At 54.7% G+C, this 15,252-nt stretch carries 16 protein-coding genes and 4 tRNA genes; 14 read left to right on the plus strand and 6 right to left on the minus strand.

The annotated features are described in order from the left end of the window. Window positions 1-9 precede the first annotated feature (9 nt). Complete coding sequence (locus LEP6406_RS32530; protein WP_155834604.1) at window positions 10-240, minus strand: hypothetical protein; 231 nt, start codon at window positions 238-240, stop codon at window positions 10-12. On the opposite strand from LEP6406_RS32530, the gene LEP6406_RS0201075 reads away from it, so the two are divergent. Both LEP6406_RS0201075 and LEP6406_RS0201080 read left to right on the plus strand, forming a co-directional pair. Next, on the plus strand, window positions 239-463 hold the full coding sequence (locus tag LEP6406_RS0201075) for a DUF433 domain-containing protein (RefSeq protein ID WP_008311495.1): 225 nt from the start codon (window positions 239-241) through the stop codon (window positions 461-463). The genes LEP6406_RS32530 and LEP6406_RS0201075 overlap by 2 nt on opposite strands. Then, window positions 460-792: a DUF5615 family PIN-like protein gene (locus LEP6406_RS0201080; protein WP_008311494.1), complete on the plus strand. Its 333-nt coding sequence runs from the start codon at window positions 460-462 to the stop codon at window positions 790-792. The genes LEP6406_RS0201075 and LEP6406_RS0201080 overlap by 4 nt, the downstream gene beginning before the upstream one ends. A gap of 63 nt (window positions 793-855) precedes the next feature. Here LEP6406_RS0201080 and LEP6406_RS0201085 read toward each other — a convergent pair whose 3' ends face one another. Continuing rightward, window positions 856-1,086, minus strand: a complete 231-nt coding sequence (locus tag LEP6406_RS0201085; RefSeq protein WP_008311493.1) for a helix-turn-helix domain-containing protein — start codon at window positions 1,084-1,086, stop codon at window positions 856-858. A gap of 403 nt (window positions 1,087-1,489) precedes the next feature. Here LEP6406_RS0201085 and LEP6406_RS0201090 point away from each other — a divergent pair, with 403 nt between their 5' ends. The 6 genes from LEP6406_RS0201090 to LEP6406_RS0201120 all read left to right on the plus strand — a co-directional run bounded on the left by LEP6406_RS0201090 (window position 1,490) and on the right by LEP6406_RS0201120 (window position 5,426). Next, window positions 1,490-1,729, plus strand: coding sequence for a DUF2283 domain-containing protein (locus LEP6406_RS0201090; RefSeq protein WP_008311490.1), 240 nt, complete (start codon window positions 1,490-1,492; stop codon window positions 1,727-1,729). A 335-nt stretch (window positions 1,730-2,064) separates the two neighbouring features. Beyond that, entirely contained in the window at window positions 2,065-2,643 is a 579-nt protein-coding gene (locus tag LEP6406_RS0201095; RefSeq protein ID WP_027268720.1) for a helix-turn-helix domain-containing protein, read from the plus strand. 17 nt (window positions 2,644-2,660) lie between these two features. Beyond that, on the plus strand, window positions 2,661-3,266 hold the full coding sequence (locus LEP6406_RS0201100; protein WP_027268735.1) for a transposase: 606 nt from the start codon (window positions 2,661-2,663) through the stop codon (window positions 3,264-3,266). An 858-nt stretch (window positions 3,267-4,124) separates the two neighbouring features. Continuing rightward, window positions 4,125-4,586 (plus strand): Protein of unknown function (DUF820), encoded by a 462-nt coding sequence (locus LEP6406_RS26155; protein ID WP_008318927.1) that lies wholly within the window; start codon window positions 4,125-4,127, stop codon window positions 4,584-4,586. A 640-nt stretch (window positions 4,587-5,226) separates the two neighbouring features. Beyond that, window positions 5,227-5,311, plus strand: a tRNA-Tyr gene (locus LEP6406_RS0201115). Window positions 5,312-5,354: 43 nt separating this feature from the next. After that, window positions 5,355-5,426: transfer RNA gene (locus tag LEP6406_RS0201120), tRNA-Thr, on the plus strand. A gap of 870 nt (window positions 5,427-6,296) precedes the next feature. Here the strand turns inward: LEP6406_RS0201120 and LEP6406_RS0201125 are convergent. From LEP6406_RS0201125 to murA, 3 genes are all read right to left on the minus strand, one after another. Then, a tRNA-Leu gene (locus LEP6406_RS0201125) sits at window positions 6,297-6,378 on the minus strand. Then, entirely contained in the window at window positions 6,357-7,226 is an 870-nt protein-coding gene (locus LEP6406_RS30780) for a M48 family metallopeptidase (RefSeq protein ID WP_027268736.1), read from the minus strand. The genes LEP6406_RS0201125 and LEP6406_RS30780 overlap by 22 nt, the downstream gene beginning before the upstream one ends. 152 nt (window positions 7,227-7,378) lie before the next feature. Beyond that, window positions 7,379-8,767 (minus strand): UDP-N-acetylglucosamine 1-carboxyvinyltransferase, encoded by a 1,389-nt coding sequence (gene murA, locus LEP6406_RS0201135; RefSeq protein WP_008318929.1) that lies wholly within the window; start codon window positions 8,765-8,767, stop codon window positions 7,379-7,381. Window positions 8,768-8,977: 210 nt separating this feature from the next. Here murA and LEP6406_RS0201140 point away from each other — a divergent pair. The 4 genes from LEP6406_RS0201140 (at window position 8,978) to LEP6406_RS0201155 (ending at window position 11,702) form a co-directional block, all read left to right on the plus strand. Then, window positions 8,978-9,061 (plus strand) — tRNA-Leu (locus tag LEP6406_RS0201140). A gap of 187 nt (window positions 9,062-9,248) precedes the next feature. Further along, the gene (locus LEP6406_RS0201145; protein ID WP_008318931.1) at window positions 9,249-10,040 is read left to right on the plus strand and encodes a TrmH family RNA methyltransferase; all 792 of its coding nucleotides are present in this window, start codon (window positions 9,249-9,251) and stop codon (window positions 10,038-10,040) included. 184 nt (window positions 10,041-10,224) lie between these two features. Then, window positions 10,225-10,710 (plus strand): allophycocyanin subunit alpha-B, encoded by a 486-nt coding sequence (gene apcD, locus LEP6406_RS0201150; RefSeq protein ID WP_008318932.1) that lies wholly within the window; start codon window positions 10,225-10,227, stop codon window positions 10,708-10,710. 356 nt (window positions 10,711-11,066) lie between these two features. Next, window positions 11,067-11,702 carry a DUF8166 family protein gene (locus tag LEP6406_RS0201155; protein WP_008318935.1) on the plus strand — a complete coding sequence of 212 codons (636 nt, stop codon included), beginning with the start codon at window positions 11,067-11,069 and terminating at the stop codon, window positions 11,700-11,702. Window positions 11,703-11,754: 52 nt separating this feature from the next. Here the strand turns inward: LEP6406_RS0201155 and LEP6406_RS26160 are convergent, their stop codons facing one another. Beyond that, window positions 11,755-13,371: a CHASE2 domain-containing protein gene (locus LEP6406_RS26160; protein WP_008318937.1), complete on the minus strand. Its 1,617-nt coding sequence runs from the start codon at window positions 13,369-13,371 to the stop codon at window positions 11,755-11,757. A 223-nt stretch (window positions 13,372-13,594) separates the two neighbouring features. Between LEP6406_RS26160 and LEP6406_RS26165 the strand changes: the two genes are divergently transcribed. Both LEP6406_RS26165 and LEP6406_RS0201170 read left to right on the plus strand, forming a co-directional pair. Then, complete coding sequence (locus tag LEP6406_RS26165) at window positions 13,595-14,266, plus strand: DUF928 domain-containing protein (protein ID WP_071992182.1); 672 nt, start codon at window positions 13,595-13,597, stop codon at window positions 14,264-14,266. A gap of 50 nt (window positions 14,267-14,316) precedes the next feature. Further along, on the plus strand, window positions 14,317-15,219 hold the full coding sequence (locus LEP6406_RS0201170) for an alpha/beta fold hydrolase (protein WP_008318940.1): 903 nt from the start codon (window positions 14,317-14,319) through the stop codon (window positions 15,217-15,219). The last annotated feature ends 33 nt before the right edge of the window (window positions 15,220-15,252 follow it).

Raw genomic sequence — 15,252 nt, forward strand, 5'->3', positions numbered from 1 at the left:
TTGCGCTAGTCAGCGAGTTGAGTGGGACGTTGGGGGCGATCGCGGACGAGATGAGGCGCGATCGCTTCCCAGACAGGCTAGCGCGATCGCGCTAGTCGAGGAGATAATTGAGGTGAGGGGGCGATCGCGGCGCAGGTTCAGACGAGATCGCGCTGAGGAAATAGAATCATTAACTATAAGAGCGCGATTGTCCACCGGACAGGCTAACGCCAACGCGGCACAACTCCGAGATAGACCCATGCAGTACCCAGACATTATTACCATCGAACCTGGTAAACGCGGCGGCAAACCCTGCATCCGGGGCATGCGCATTACCGTCTACGACGTTTTGGGATACCTCGCCTCTGGCATGACCTACGACGAAATCCTCGAAGACTTCCCCTACTTGACCCAAACCGACATTCTGGCCTGCCTGAGCTACGCCGCTGATCGTGAGCGTATCACGATGACCATTACTCCATGAAGCTGCTTTTCGACCAAAATCTTTCACCTCGGCTGTGCGATCGCCTAGCAGACCTTTTTCCCAACTCAGCCCACATCGATTCCCTTGGACTCGGCACAGCCGATGACCGTATCGTCTGGGATTACGCCCGCAAAAACGAATACGCCGTTGTTACCAAAGACTCCGACTTTAGCGAAATCATTGTTCTACTCGGTTTTCCACCTAAAGTCATTTGGATTCGTCGCGGCAACTGCTCAACTCGCGCTATCGAGCAAATCTTACGTGACAACTACGATGCCATCCTGCAATTAGAAGCCAACGAAGCAACTGGAATCTTGACGTTGTTTTGACAAAGACGGCGATCGCGGATGAGGTGAGGAGCAATCTCGGTGAGGTTGAGGGGCGACCAGGGATCATTCATCAATAATTACCCCCAGATACAAGCGAACAAACTCCTTCGCTGCCATTGGATCGAGCACTTTGAGCGCCTGAGTAATCTGAGCAATATTTTCAGCGCTGGGATCCAGACCATGATACCAGCGCCCCACATTGGCGCGACTAATGTTCATTTCCACAGCCAGCCGATTTTGGCTGATGCCGTAAGCGTCCAAAACTTGCTTCAGTGCCTGACTTGCCCTTCCCATACTCTGATCGTGTCAGAGGTTCTCAAGAAGGTAAATGTCACACTTGTGGATACATAGGGTTCGTGCTAATGTCACATTTATGACGACATTGAGTTGCTTCTCCTATGTTCCAAGAATTCATTCCCCACACTGAAATTTACGCGCCGCCTCCCGCTGAAGGTCAGAGCCTGACATCAGCCCGTGAACCTGTGACTATGACCGTTGTAGGATCAAAGCCTGGAGTTGAACTCGTCATCAAAGTTTTACATCGCCTGGGATTTGCCGAAGCCAGGGCTTGGAGTAAACCACAAATTGATCCTAGAAGCGGTAAGTCTATGCGCGTCCTAACGAAATGGATTCGGCATTAGCACATTGACACGCTGTGGGGATCGCAGGAAAGTTGCTCAGAACAGCAGAGGCGAATATGTCAAACCCTCAATCTAGCTGGGTTAGTCGCTATCGGAATATCGCCAAGGCGTTGCAAACTTTGGAACAGCGCCCCTGCTGGATGACGTTTGACGCTGAAGCCGACGTTTTGTACATCAATTTTCAGAATCCCGCTCAGTCTGCAACCGATAGCGAGGTCACGGATGATGATGTGATCATTCGCTACGCTGGAGATGAGGTAGTTGGCATCACGGTTTTGTCAGTCCGCCAACGGTAGAGGGGCGATCTCGTTGAGGATGGGAGGGCGATCGCGGATGAGATGAGGCGCGATCGTTCCCCAGACAGGCTAGTACTCCGGGGCGGAAATCCTGAGCCCATTTCCCCTAGGCGTTGCCTTTCTGCGGTGCATTGCTTCGCGAATGCACCCTACGAAACCCTGAAAATCAAATCTGATGATGCACCAGCCCAACATTTTCCGGTCCCCTCGCCCCCTGGGAGAGGGCTAGGGTGAGGGGCCGAAGTGTACCACGATAAATACGCCGCAGAGTACTAGTACTGGGTGGCTGAAATGACCTTACCATTGAGAGGTAGGGTAAAGAGGACTTTTCTACAATGGCTAGACTGACTGCCGCCAGGCTCACTTTGAGCGAAACGGAGCGGAGCGACTTAGAGCAATTGATTCGACGTCAGCGGACGTCACAGCAGCTCGCTTTGCGCGCCAAGATTATCCTCACAGCTGATGAGGGCAAAGGCCATGGCGAAATCGCCCGAGACTTGGGGGTCAGCAAAGAGATGAGTCGCCGCTGGCGGGGGCGTTGGCTGGAGTTGAGTCAACAACAGGTCGCTGTGGAAGAGCGCCTACAGGATGTCCCTCGTCCCGGGGCTCCGGCTACCTTTAGCCTCGAACAAATCACGCAACTCTATGCCCTAGCTTGTGCACCGCCCGAGCAGTATGGCCGCCCCATCAGTCATTGGACCCCTGGAGAACTGGCCGATGAACTGAGCAAGCAGGGAATTGTCGAGAGTATCAGTCCCCGTCATGTGGGCCGACTGTTGGCCGAGGCTGACCTCAAACCCCACCAGAGCCGTTACTGGCTCTCCCCCCCCCCGACCCTAACTTCGAGGACAAAGTCAAAGACATTTGCCAGGTCTACGAACAGGCTGCCACTCGTGCCGAACACGGCGAGCTGACCTTCAGCCTGGATGAGATGACGGGAATCCAGGCTCTGGAACGGACGATGCCTGACATCGCCATGAAGCCGGGACGCTGTACCCGCATTGAGTTTGAGTATATTCGCCATGGCACTCAAACCCTGATTGCCTCATTCAATGTCGCTACCGGACAGGTGGATCAGGCCACCGTGGGAGACACCCGCACCGAGCAAGACCTCGAGAGTCACCTCAGAGCCTTACTGGCCCAAGTTCCAGATGCCTCCAAGATTCATCTGGTCATGGATTGCCTCAACACTCATCAATCGGAATCTCTCGTCCGACTGGTGGCGGAACGCGAGGAAAAACCGATTCATCTGGGCCAGAAAGGGAAGACGGGCATTCTCCTGTCTATGGCGACCCGAGCGGCGTTCTTGAGCGACCCCAGCCATCGACTGGTCGTTCACTTCACCCCCAAGCATTGCTCCTGGCTCAATCAAATTGAGCTTTGGTTCTCCATCCTGGTACGTAAGCTACTCCGACGTTCGAGTTTTACCAGTCAAGCCCAACTCAAGGCGAAGATTTTAGCGTTTGTCGATTACTTCAATCGCACCATGGCTAAGCCCTTCAAGTGGAACTACACGGGTAAGCCCTTGGTCGCATAAATGCCTTGGCCACTTCCGCCAAGCAGTACTAGTACCAACGCAAAGTTTCCCACCTGCCCAACTCTAACTAAGATATTGAGTACAGACACAAAAAAGTTGCCGTTTCTATGGAATCCACTAACGCACTGACAACTGAAACCCTCAAAGCGCTGATTAAAGAAAGCCTGCGAGAGGTTCTGCGAGAAGAGCGGCTAAACCTGAGTTAACTGCTGATACCTTTCGTCAGCGACGAGGAACAAGCTGAAATTGAAGCTTTCCTGGGTTTTCCCGAAACCTACGCCGACGAAGAATTTGTCAACCTTACCGATTGGGTGCGGCAAAGCTCAAAGGGCAGTGGGAAGGCTACTTTCGGCTGCGAGTCGGGCAAATCCGAGTCATTTTCACCTTAGCTACTAGGATGCGTTAGGTGAAACCGTAACGCATCGTAGGATTTTCAACTCGGATTGATGCGTTACGCTGCGCTAACGCATCCTACTGGATAGAGGCTTCAATATTGTACTTTTGTCCCTTGGTACTGGACTGTTAACGGGTGATGGGTATCTAGAAACCCTACCAGGCATACGTTTCGGTCTGTTTATGGCAAATTAGCTGGAACCCTTAAAAGACGAGCCTTCTAGACATTCATCACCTCTTTAGAGACCAGTGCCCCAAAACGGGTTCCCAATATTCTGTTCTTTGTATTCGCATATCTCTGGAAAGATCGCCAGGACTGGTTTTTTGCCCTAGACATGGGCGTTTCCCACACCACCGGAGTCAACCCACGAGTACCCGTGGTGCCTCACAGCTTTGCCAGTCGCCCCCAAGCCCTGGCATATACTGAAGCCAGTTAAGTCAGTCGCCTAGTGTTAAAGGCTAGTCATGGCTCAAGAACTCCTCAAAACAGCGACTCACACCTTCGAATACTCAGATGAGTATCCTGACGGTATCGTTACGGCGATCGATACCAGCCATCTTGTAATTGAAGACGATGTCCCCGTGGATAATTGCCAGTCCGCTCAGCAGCAACGGCTGCTGATTGACGCGCTCTACAGTGCTCAGGCTATTCCGCTGCCCTTTATTGCCGAGGCCAATGTTGGGGTTTTTTACAAGCTGAAGGGTGAGCCAATTGTTCCCGATATATTGCTCAGTCTGGGAGTAAAGCGGGCCGAAGACCTCTTTCAACGGGAGCATCGCACGTACTTTGTGTGGCAATTTGGCAAAGTCCCCGATGTTTGTATTGAAACTGTGTCTAATCAGGAAGGTGACGAACTCTCCCTGAGCCCCAAGTCTCAGCACCAGGGCAAAGCGCTGGGCCAAAAAGATATCTATGGGTCTAAGTAACTGCCTCATTAATGGGGAGTCTTCAGGCCATGATGTATGTAGGTCGCCTATACAAGGAGAGCGAGTTGCCATTGTGCAGCTTGGCGGCAAAAAAAAGAGGGCGTTTCACCGTAAGTGAAACGCCCTAGCTTCATTCGCTGAGAGGAGAACACAGACAACAACCTAATCTGAGTCTTTATCTGAGTGTTCTTGCTCTTGAGTATATCTTATTGAAATCGATTGTCAACAAAATGGCTGCGCTCAACCTTCGAACTCCGAAGGTTGAGCGCAGCTCAAACGAGCTGCCTGAGTACAGGATTGATCCGTAGCTCCCTATCTGTAGGTGATCTGAACGATAGAGATACAAGGATAAAGGAATGCATGTCTTTTCCCCACCCGCCCCTTACTCCGTCATCGAGAAACAGCACCTTCTATGGGAATCTCTATCAACAAAATGCCCATCCAAAGCCCAGCAATGGGAAGGTAAAAGCGGATCTGACCCAGGTCCGAATATCCTGACGGTAGACTTGGGTGCCCTGCTGTCGTTGAATGCACTGACAAGGTGCTGTAAAGTCAGGCAGCCAGGACAGGGCGGGGCGCAAATAAAGCTTTGATCGAGGGAGGCAGCAAACCTGTGATACGATGAACAATTGTGGAAGGGGGGTCGGTGCCCGAGTGGTTAATGGGGGCGGACTGTAAATCCGCTGGCTACGCCTACGCTGGTTCGAATCCAGCCCGGCCCACCACATAAACCCAATTAGCTCTAGTTAGTTATGCTAATTAGCTAATGCCCATGTAGCTCAGGGGTAGAGCACACCCTTGGTAAGGGTGAGGTCATGAGTTCGAATCTCATCATGGGCTTACAACAGCTCAATCGTGGAACGGAGCCAAGCAGGATCCTTTCGCTATGGCTAAATAAGGCAGAAAGCTAGGATGGTCTCGAAAAGGGTGCCTCCTTACTTAATTAATTAGGGTCAAAACCCCCGCAGGCGGATTTTGTGGGTGGCCTACTCTGACTAGTGCTTGGTCAATTCATGATTGACGGGTGACCGAAACCCTGGAGTTTAGTTGGGGTTAAATTTTGAGGGCCTTCGACCCTCAAAATTGTCCTGACGGACACGACTTGGAAGGCTATGTCTTGAAACGGGCTGAAAAGACTGCCACGTCGTTGTCTCCATACAGACATCCAGTTCCCTGTTCACGTTAGCGGCTCCCTTAGGGAGCAACGGAGTCGTTGGCTTTGCCGCCCCAGAGGGGCTAGGGAACGGCAAGAACTCGGTGGTGTGGCTGGCTTTCTCCCTTCGGGAGACGCTAAAGCGTTGGCAAAGCCTGTCTGAAAGACTTACGACTCCGCTCAGCCAGCGGTCAACGGCTTCGATTCTCCGTAACCTTCCAAGTCGTGTGACGGAACACTAGTGGTCTGCGGCGTAAATACCCTAGCCGTTCTATCGTGGTACACTTCGGCCCCTCACCCTAGCCCTCTCCCAAGTGGAGAGGGGACCGGAAAATGTTGGGCTGGTGCATCATCAAGTTTGATTTTCAGGGTTTCGTAGGGTGCATTGCTTCGTGCGGCTTCGCCCACGCGAAGCAATGCACCGCCTAGGGGAAATGGGAACAGAATTTATGCCCTGCGGTACTAGCCTGGTATGGCAGCGGTTTTGACCGCTAGGATTGAAGATTTTTTGAGGCAGTGGCCAGTCCTGAGGCCGCTGCCATCTCAGATGCTATTGATGGGCGGAGAGAGACTCGAACTCTCACGACCGAAGCCGCCACATTTTGAGTGTGGTGCGTCTACCAATTCCGCCATCCGCCCTTGGATTGCGTTTCATTATTATACTGGCTTATCCCCGACTGCAACAGCATTTGATAGTCGGAACTTTGTGCCCAGTGGTCGATCTCTTTGGCCCGCAAAACGGGCAGGGGATGGGTCAGGTTTTGGTTGCGAAATTGCTTGACTACATCCCCTAAGGTGGTGGCACTGGCGACATTGTAGGCGCGGGCCTGCTCTAGAAAGGCATCTAGATTGAGTTGGGGGGCCAGAGAGGGAGAACCGCCACAGAGTTTCATCAGAAGAGAGGCCACGATGCGGGCATCTTGGGTGACTAGGAGGGCAGCGCGATCGCAGGTAAACTCCGCACAACGCACCCACTCCATAATCTGACTCTGGAGCCCCTGGGCTAAGACCTCTCCCCAGGGCAACTGGCTGGCTGCCAGGGTTAGCAGATTAGCTAAGGTCAGGTAAACACTGTGGTCACATTTCAAATGCCCCAATTCATGACCGATGACGGCCTGAATTTCCGGCGGGGTGAGTAGATCCAGCAGCGACGTATGCACCACGACAAAGGGCTGCTTGCCGCGCATGGCAAAGGTGTAGGCATTCGGTACTGGATGCTGGCGCACATAGAGCTGAGGAGGGTCTAGATCCAAAATGCGACAGGCATCCTGGAGCAGCTCGTGGAGATGGGGCAATTGGCGCTCCCCCACCAGCACACTGGCAGAAATATTTTCCAAATAAAAAACTTGCTCGGCAATAGGGCCGATTGCAGTCCGCAGGAGCACATCTAGCCCTGGTAGCTGCCGCAGCGTCCTCGTGGCCTCTTGGTCGAGAGGATGGCGAAAGGCATCGGCCTTGAGGCCCGTCAAGATAGTCTTTGCCGACACAGGTCACCTAAAAGAGCGATGGAGACCAGCAGCCCCAACCCCGTTACCTCCTCTGGCAAGGGCCAAGCACCGCTGGCGTTCCTCTCTACTATGCCGATTCCTACTAGCAGGCGACAAGGAGGTTCCCTGCTGGCCGGTTGCCGTAGTCAGGTTTATCCCCTGGGAAAGGCGACAGAAGCCGGAGTAGCCGCGCCTTGCGGCAGACTATCCCCCGTCACCCGCTCAATGTGAGCCCCAAGTTTCACCAGCTTTTGTTCCAACTGCTCGTAGCCCCGATCGAGGTGTTGCACCCCCGCCATGACGGTTTTGCCCTGGGCTGCGAGCCCCGCCAGCACCAGTGCCGCCGAGGCTCGCAGGTCTGTTGCCACCACTGGAGCCCCGGACAACACCGGTACGCCTTGTACAATGGCGCAGTTGCCATTCAATCGAATGTTGGCCCCCATGCGGTTAAACTCTGCCACATGACGCAGGCGGTTTTCAAACACCGTCTCCGTAAACATGCTGCTGCCATTGCTGAGGGTCATCAATGCCATGAACTGGGCCTGCATATCCGTAGGAAAACCGGGATAGGGCAGGGTTTGAATATCGGTGGCATGGATCTCTCGACCGGGGAGCAGCCGCACGCGATTGGGGGTTTCCACCACCACTTGGGATCCCGCCTCCCGCAGTTTGGCGATAACTGCGCCCAGTTGTTCGGGAATTACGGGAGAAAGGGAAATCTCTGACTGGGTAATGGCTCCAGCAACAAGGAACGTCCCCGCTTCAATGCGATCGGGAATGATGGCATAGTCGGTGCCGTGGAGGTTGGGAACTCCGGCAATGGTCAGGGTTTTGGTCCCTACACCGCGAATCCGGGCTCCCATGGCACGACAGAAGTTGGCCAAGTCCGCCACTTCCGGTTCCTGGGCCGCATTATCAATGATGGTTTCGCCCTCTGCCAAGGTGGCAGCCATCATCAGGGTTTCTGTCGCTCCCACGCTGGGATAGTCTAGGTAAATTTTGGCCCCCTGCAAGCGTCTGCGACTGCCGGGAATGGAGGCATGGACGGTGCCATGGTCAATGTGAACATCGGCTCCCAGAGCCTGTAGGCCCCGGACGTGCAGTTCTACTGGACGCGCTCCGATGGCACATCCTCCCGGTAGGGGAATTCGCGCAACCCCCATGCGGGCTAACAGTGGCCCAATGACGAAGAAACTGGCTCGCAGACGACTAACGAGGTCGTAGGGCGCACGGGTGTGGCTGATATCACTGGGGTCAATGTCTAGGGTGCTACCGTTTCGAGTCACCTTAACGCCCAGGGCTTCGAGAACCTGGGCCATTCGCCCCACATCCATTAGGTTGGGAATATTACGCAGTCGGCAGGGTTGGGAGCTGAGGACGGTCCCCGCTAGCACCACGAGAGCCGAGTTTTTGGCTCCGCTGATGGCAACGTGGCCTGAGAGGGGGTGCTTGCCCCAGATTTCCAGAACAGCGTCGCCAGCCTCGGGGGAAGCTGGGGATTGATTTAGACCATTAGACGTGACGATAGGTGTGTCCTCCAAGTCCGATAAAACGAAGCGGGCCGAAATGGCGTCTAGATTCTACCCAATTCAGGCTAGTCTCTCAGAAGAACTCTACTGTTTCCTGAGAGCAGATTTTTTCGGATTTATCCCCATAGCTGTGCCGACTATGAATTTAGGGCTGTAGAGGAGTTGACGGCGACCCCCTTCCTGGGAGATGATTAGCAACCGCAGCCGAAAAGCTGCAAATATGCGGAACTGGCGGAATTGGTAGACGCGCTAGATTCAGGTTCTAGTGTTCGCAAGGACTTCCGGGTTCAAGTCCCGGGTTCCGCATCATCAACCAAAGAGTAAGACATAGCCTAGGCAGGAGGTTAAAGTTGGGCCTCCTAGGTTGTAACCTGCCCTGAAAGGCTGGCTTGAGGCATACAATCGGAATTCTTAAACTCGATCCGACGATATATTTGTTTTTCTTAATAGGGCAGGTTTTGGCGGTAGATCCTCGGATAGGGGAGAGCGAGTGATGCTGACCAGTATTCAAAATCCGCTGGTGAAACAGGGTCGGAAACTCCATCAAGGCAAAGGGCGGCGATCGCTCCAGCAATTTCTGCTGGAAGGGACTCACTTGCTCCAGGAAGCCCTGGCGGTGGGTCAGCCCCTAGTGGTGGTCTGTGCTACTCCTGATTGGCAGGTACGCTATCCCGATCTCTGGCAGAGCGCGATCGCAGTTTCTTCCCGCCATGAAACCGTAGCTCCAGAGGTGCTGACGGCCCTGGCGACTACGGTGAATCCCGATGGCGTGGTTGCGATCGCACCTCACCAAGACGCCAGTCCCATGCCTGTTATTCCCCATCTGGGGGTGGCGGTGGAGACCTTGCAGGATCCCGGCAATCTCGGCACCTTGATCCGTACCGCCGCCGCTGCCCATTGTGATGGTCTGTGGGTCACAGGGGACAGTGTGGATTTAGAGCACCCAAAGGTGTTGCGAGCCTCTGCTGGCCAATGGTTTCGCCTGCCTCTGGCGATATGCCCAGATCTGCCGAACCAGATGCATCAATGGCGGCAAGCGGGCTGCCAAGTCCTGACCACAGGTTCTGAGGGTACCGTCCCCTACTGGGCCGTGGATCTGTGCCAAGCGACAGTATTGGTCTTGGGCAACGAAGGTGCTGGATTGAGCCCCGCTGTGCAGGCGGCAGCATCAACGATGATTACGATTCCCATGGCAGCGACGGTGGAATCCCTCAATGTGGGTGTAGCAGCGGCGGTGATTTTGTTTGAAGCCCAACGGCAGCGGTCGGCAGCGATGGGGGCATAGGAGATGGAAGGATCCGGTTTCTGGATCGGTGCTTGGTAAAGCTTTGTAACAGAGACGAAGCGAAAAACTACGCTAGAACCGCCTGAACACGTTACCTAGACTACCGATTCCTTTCCTGAGAAGACTGGAGTCTGTACACTAACAAGTGGTTAGCAGTATTCCATCCCCGTCTCCAAATAAGAATATGTCTGTAGTAAGCCAAGTTATCCTCAACGCCGACGACGAGCTACGCTACCCCAGTTTTGGCGAGCTCCAGAGCATCCAAACCTTTTTGCAAACGGGTGAGCGTCGCTTGCAAATCGCTCAGACCCTTTCTGAAAATGAGAAAAAGATTGTAGACAAGGCCAGCAGCGAATTATGGCGACGACGCCCTGATTTCATTGCCCCCGGTGGTAACGCTTCGGGCCAAAAGCAGCGGGCGCTGTGCCTGCGAGACTACGGCTGGTATCTGCGGCTGGTTACCTATAGTCTCATTGCCGGAGACAAGGAACCCATGGAGACCATCGGCCTCATCGGGGCTCGGGAAATGTACAACGCCCTGAATGTCCCGGTGCCCGGTATGGCAGAAGCGATCCGCTGTCTGAAGGACGCTGCCCTGGCGCTGCTCTCCAACGAAGATGCCCAGGAAGCTGCGCCCTACTTCGATTACATCATCCAGGCAATGTCCTAGGGTGGCCGACGATTGCCGTAGGCATCGGGGGAACTCACCGGAGAAATAGTCCCTAGTACCGCAGGACGTAAATCAGTCCACTATTGTCGCACCAGTCCAATATTTTCCGGTCCCCTCTCCCCGTGGGAGAGGGCTAGGGCTTCGGCGTGAGATCAGCCGAACGGTGAGGGGCCGAGGTGTGCCACGATAGAACGGCTAGGGTATTTACGCCGCAGAGTACTAGGTTCCCTTCTTGGCCTCGTCGCCAGAACAGATGTGCTGGTCAAAACTGCAACCCATGACCACAATAGAGGGGCACGGTTTACCGCTGCCTCTCTTTTTTGTGCCTATTTTGCTTGTGGCTCAGTCAGAACCCCATGGATTTTTTACAGCGATCGCAGCAGCAGCACCGCCGTTTGGGTAAGGTGGTCAAGTCCAACTCCCACTGTGACTACGTCGTTCAAGTGGATGATAGCCACGATGTCACGGTGCCTCCAGAGTCCGAAGATTATGGCTTTGGGCAATTCGTTGCCCTAGAGGATGGCGATCGCCACTGGGCTGTGGGGTTGGTGTACAACTCCCAACTGGTAAATCCCCAGTTCCTCAGCAATGGGCCACGCCTATCCAGCGAACCGGATCCCCTCTTCACCCCCGACCTGATCAGCGAAACCCGTACTCTGCTGGGGGTAGTTCTGGTGGGCACCCTAGCAAATGAAAAGGGGATCGCCTACGGCATCCACGGCATTCCCCGCGTGGTTGTCCCCGTTAACACTGATGTTTACAGTCTCAGCCCTGAGGCGGTGCATCGTTTCCACTGTTCGGAGACCGGACAGCCCCAATTTCGCTACTACAGCCATCTACTGCGATCGGGCGGACTATTTGCCGCTCAGTTAACTCAGCAGGTCCTGATGGAGCTGATCGACAGCCAGCGCTTCGCCGCCACCGATCAGCGGGCGCTGACGGTACTTTGCAAGGAACTCTCCTGGAAGAACACGATGGGGGCTATGGGGTAGGGGGGCTATGCGCTGGAGCTTTATCCTGGGCATTGCTAGCCACAAAAACTTGCTATTCATCACGGGCCGTTCCAGGTTCCTGAGAAGCGGAGAGATCCTTAGGTAGAGGGGACTTCAGACGTTGGGCCTCTTGGCGCAGCGTCTCTAGGTAGTCTTCAGTATAGGTTTCAGAATCCTTATCTTCAGCAGGCGATGGCGCTGACGGTAACGGTGATGGAGGCCGCTGGTTCACAGGGGTTTTCAGGTGGCGGCGAAAGTCTTCGGCCCGCTGTTGAAGCTGGTTAAAGTAATCAGTTTCGGCAATTTCTGCCACCTGGGTAATGACCTGTTCTTCATCAATTTCGATTTTGATCCTGAGAAAGTTTTTTACCTGGCGATAGACCGCCTGACCATAGGCGCTGCGATTAAAACGATCTACGAGGAGCACACCACCAGCAGCGATAGCCCCATTCAGGGCGGCGGGGACAAGGGGAATCCACCCGCCCTCTAGGAAGAGGAGAAAGCTGATGCCGTACAGGCTACCCCCGAGGGCAATTGCCCCTAGGCTAAACCATAGGGGGCGGCGCACGTAACCGGCCAACGCCGCCCCAGTCAGCCCCCAGAGTAGAATCCAGGCACTCTCACCCCACATCCCCCAGCTCCATATTTGCGATCGCGCATCCAGTACCGCACTGAGGAGTTGACTGGTGGCTTGGGCATGGATGATCACTCCGGGCAGGGTTTGACTATCGTCAAGGCTACCGCTGTAGGGAGTATAGAAGTTGTCCTTGGCCTCCGGCGTGGTGGCACCAATCAGCACAATGCGATCGCGGATCTGCTCTGGGGGCACAGCCCCAGCCAACAGATCCCCCAGACTCACCTGGGGGATAGCCTCCGTCACCCCACGGTAGTTCAGCATGATCTGGTAACCGGCGGTATCCACCCCTTGGTAGCCCCCCATGTTCCCCTCTAGACGCGGAATCACGGTATCCCCCAAGCGTAATTCTCCAGTTTCTGTTTGCTCCAGCTCGATACCCTCCTGCCTCAGGTAGGCTAGGGCAAGTTGCAGACCGAGGGAAAATAGGAGATTTCCAGAGGTATTGCATAGGTGTGTTCCGGTACTATTTGCCCCATTAGGGGGCGCAGCAACAATCAGGTTTCGCCGTAGGATCCCCCCCCGATCCACCACCAGATCGGAGAAGCCCACCTGCTCAGGAAGAGCATTAGGGGGGGGAGCCACGCCGCTATTGTCACCGCTGCTAATTTTACAAACGGTAAACACGCGATCGCTGCTGTTAAGAGCCGTCAAGAGCGCCTCACGACCTGCACCGATGGGGATATCCCGAAAAATATCCAAGCCGATCGCCCGAGGCTCCGCCGCCAGCAAAAGTGCGATCGCATCCGCTAGAGTCTGATCGGCTATGGGCCATTCCTGGCGACTCTGAACATCGGCCTCCGTCATCCCCACAATTAGGAGGCGATCGTCTGGCTCTAGGGCGGGGCGTAGTCGAACAAAGTGATCGTAGGCAGCTAGTTCCAAGCCCTGAAGCAGCACGAGTCCTCGTCCCCCCAGCAGGCAGACACTTGCCGCCACTGTGGCGAGAAGGATCGGTTGACCCATGGTCGCTAGCCATTGAGTGATCTCCAACACCCAAGCAGAACGCCGACTCGGAAATTGGGGCAGAGCCATGTACTTCAATGCCTCAAAGGACAGAAAACTACGTTACAGAAAAGAATCAAAATTTGATGACAAACTCAGGGATTTTACGGATCTAGGCTGTAGATCTATCGCAAGCGCATCGTCACTTCTTCTTAAAACCATGAACGTTAACCGCCACTTGCAATCTACCCTATCCCTTAGCGTCTCATTGCTTATCCTAGGCGGCAGCTTCATACTGCCAACAGGGGCAGGATTGGCTCAGTCGCGCCAGGTTCAACTCAATCTGCCCAACCTCAGCGCTCCCGGCAATCGACAGTCGGGCGCAAGCCGCAGTGAGAGTTGTATAAGCCCAGAAGATTCCCTATCAGCTCTGATGCCGGCAAGTAATTACGGTCTGACGATCGAGGGATATCCCTCCTTCTTTTTCTACCTGCCTGAGATCAGTGCCCAGGTCGTGGAATTTGCCCTTTATAACGAAACCACAATGGAGCTGGTCTATGAAGGACGCTTTACCCCCCAAGGAGAAGCGGGCATTGTGAGTGTGACCCTGCCCAACAACGGCTTCCAAAAAGCTCTGGAAGTTGGACAATCCTACTTTTGGGGGTTCTCAGTGGTTTGTAATGTTGATGATCCCAGTAGCAGCATCGTGGTGGAGGGCACCCTCCGCCGGATTGAGCCTTCTGCCAGTTTGTCCGCCGCCTTAGATACGGCAACGCCCGAGACCTTACCCAGCATTTTGGCTGAGGCGGGAATCTGGCATGATGCTTTGACGACCTCCGCTCCATTGGCAGCGAATGCCAATGGAGAAGCCTGGAAGGCTTTACTGGAGGCTGTGGATTTGGGAGATTTAACGACGACCCCTTTGCTGTCTGGAGGCTTGATTGTGGAACCGACGCCGGTATCTAATGCAATCCGCGTAAACTAAAGACATAAAGTTATGTGTCTTCCCATTCCTAGCTGGCCTAGGCTGTTGCCATGTCCGTCGTCGCTGCCGTTTCCGTTGCTGACTGCACTTGGCCTTGGCAAGGGTTACCCATTCGCTATCAGGTGGCGGGGAGTGGGGGAATCTCCTTGGTGCTCATTCATGGGTTTGGAGCCTCTAGCGACCATTGGCGCAAAAATATTCCCGATCTAGCCCAAACCAATCGGGTCTATGCCCTTGACCTCCTAGGCTTTGGCAAATCGGTGAAGCCCTTTCCCGGTAATCCCCTGCCCTACACCTTTGAAACCTGGGGCCAACTGGTGGTGGATTTTTGTCGGGAAGTGGTGGGGGAGACCGCTGTGTTGGTGGGCAACTCCATTGGTTGCATTGTGGCCATGCAGGCAGCGGTGATGGAGCCGAGTCAGGTGCATGCGATCGCAATGCTGGACTGCTCGCTGCGGCTGCTTCACGATCGCAAGCGAGCCACCTTGCCCTGGTATCGCAGTGCCCCCACACCCCTAGTACAAACCCTATTGGGGGTACCCCTCTTGGGTCGGTTCTTTTTTTCGCGGCTGGCGCGACCCCAAGTGATTCGTCGGGTGTTGACCCAAGCCTATGGCCGCCAGGAAGCAGTGACCGATGAACTGGTAAACCTGCTGCTGGCCCCAGCCCAGGATCCGGGGGCACCGGATGTCTTTCTGGCCTTTGTGCGCTATTCCCAAGGGCCACTACCGGAGGATCTACTGCCCCAGTTGACCTGCCCCGTATTGATGCTGTGGGGAATGGAGGATCCTTGGGAACCCATTGATCTGGGACGAGAACTAGCCCAGGCAGCGGCTAGCGTGGAGTTTATTGCCCTAGCGGGGGTCGGCCATTGTCCCCAGGATGAAGCCCCCGAGGTGGTAAATCCGATCCTGCGCGATTGGGTGGCTAATTTGCCGATGAAATCCTCTTAGTGCTCTGTCAAGCCTCAATTTGTAGGTTGGGTG

The organism is Leptolyngbya sp. PCC 6406 (assembly GCF_000332095.2).
Lineage (GTDB): Bacteria > Cyanobacteriota > Cyanobacteriia > Phormidesmidales > Phormidesmidaceae > PCC-6406.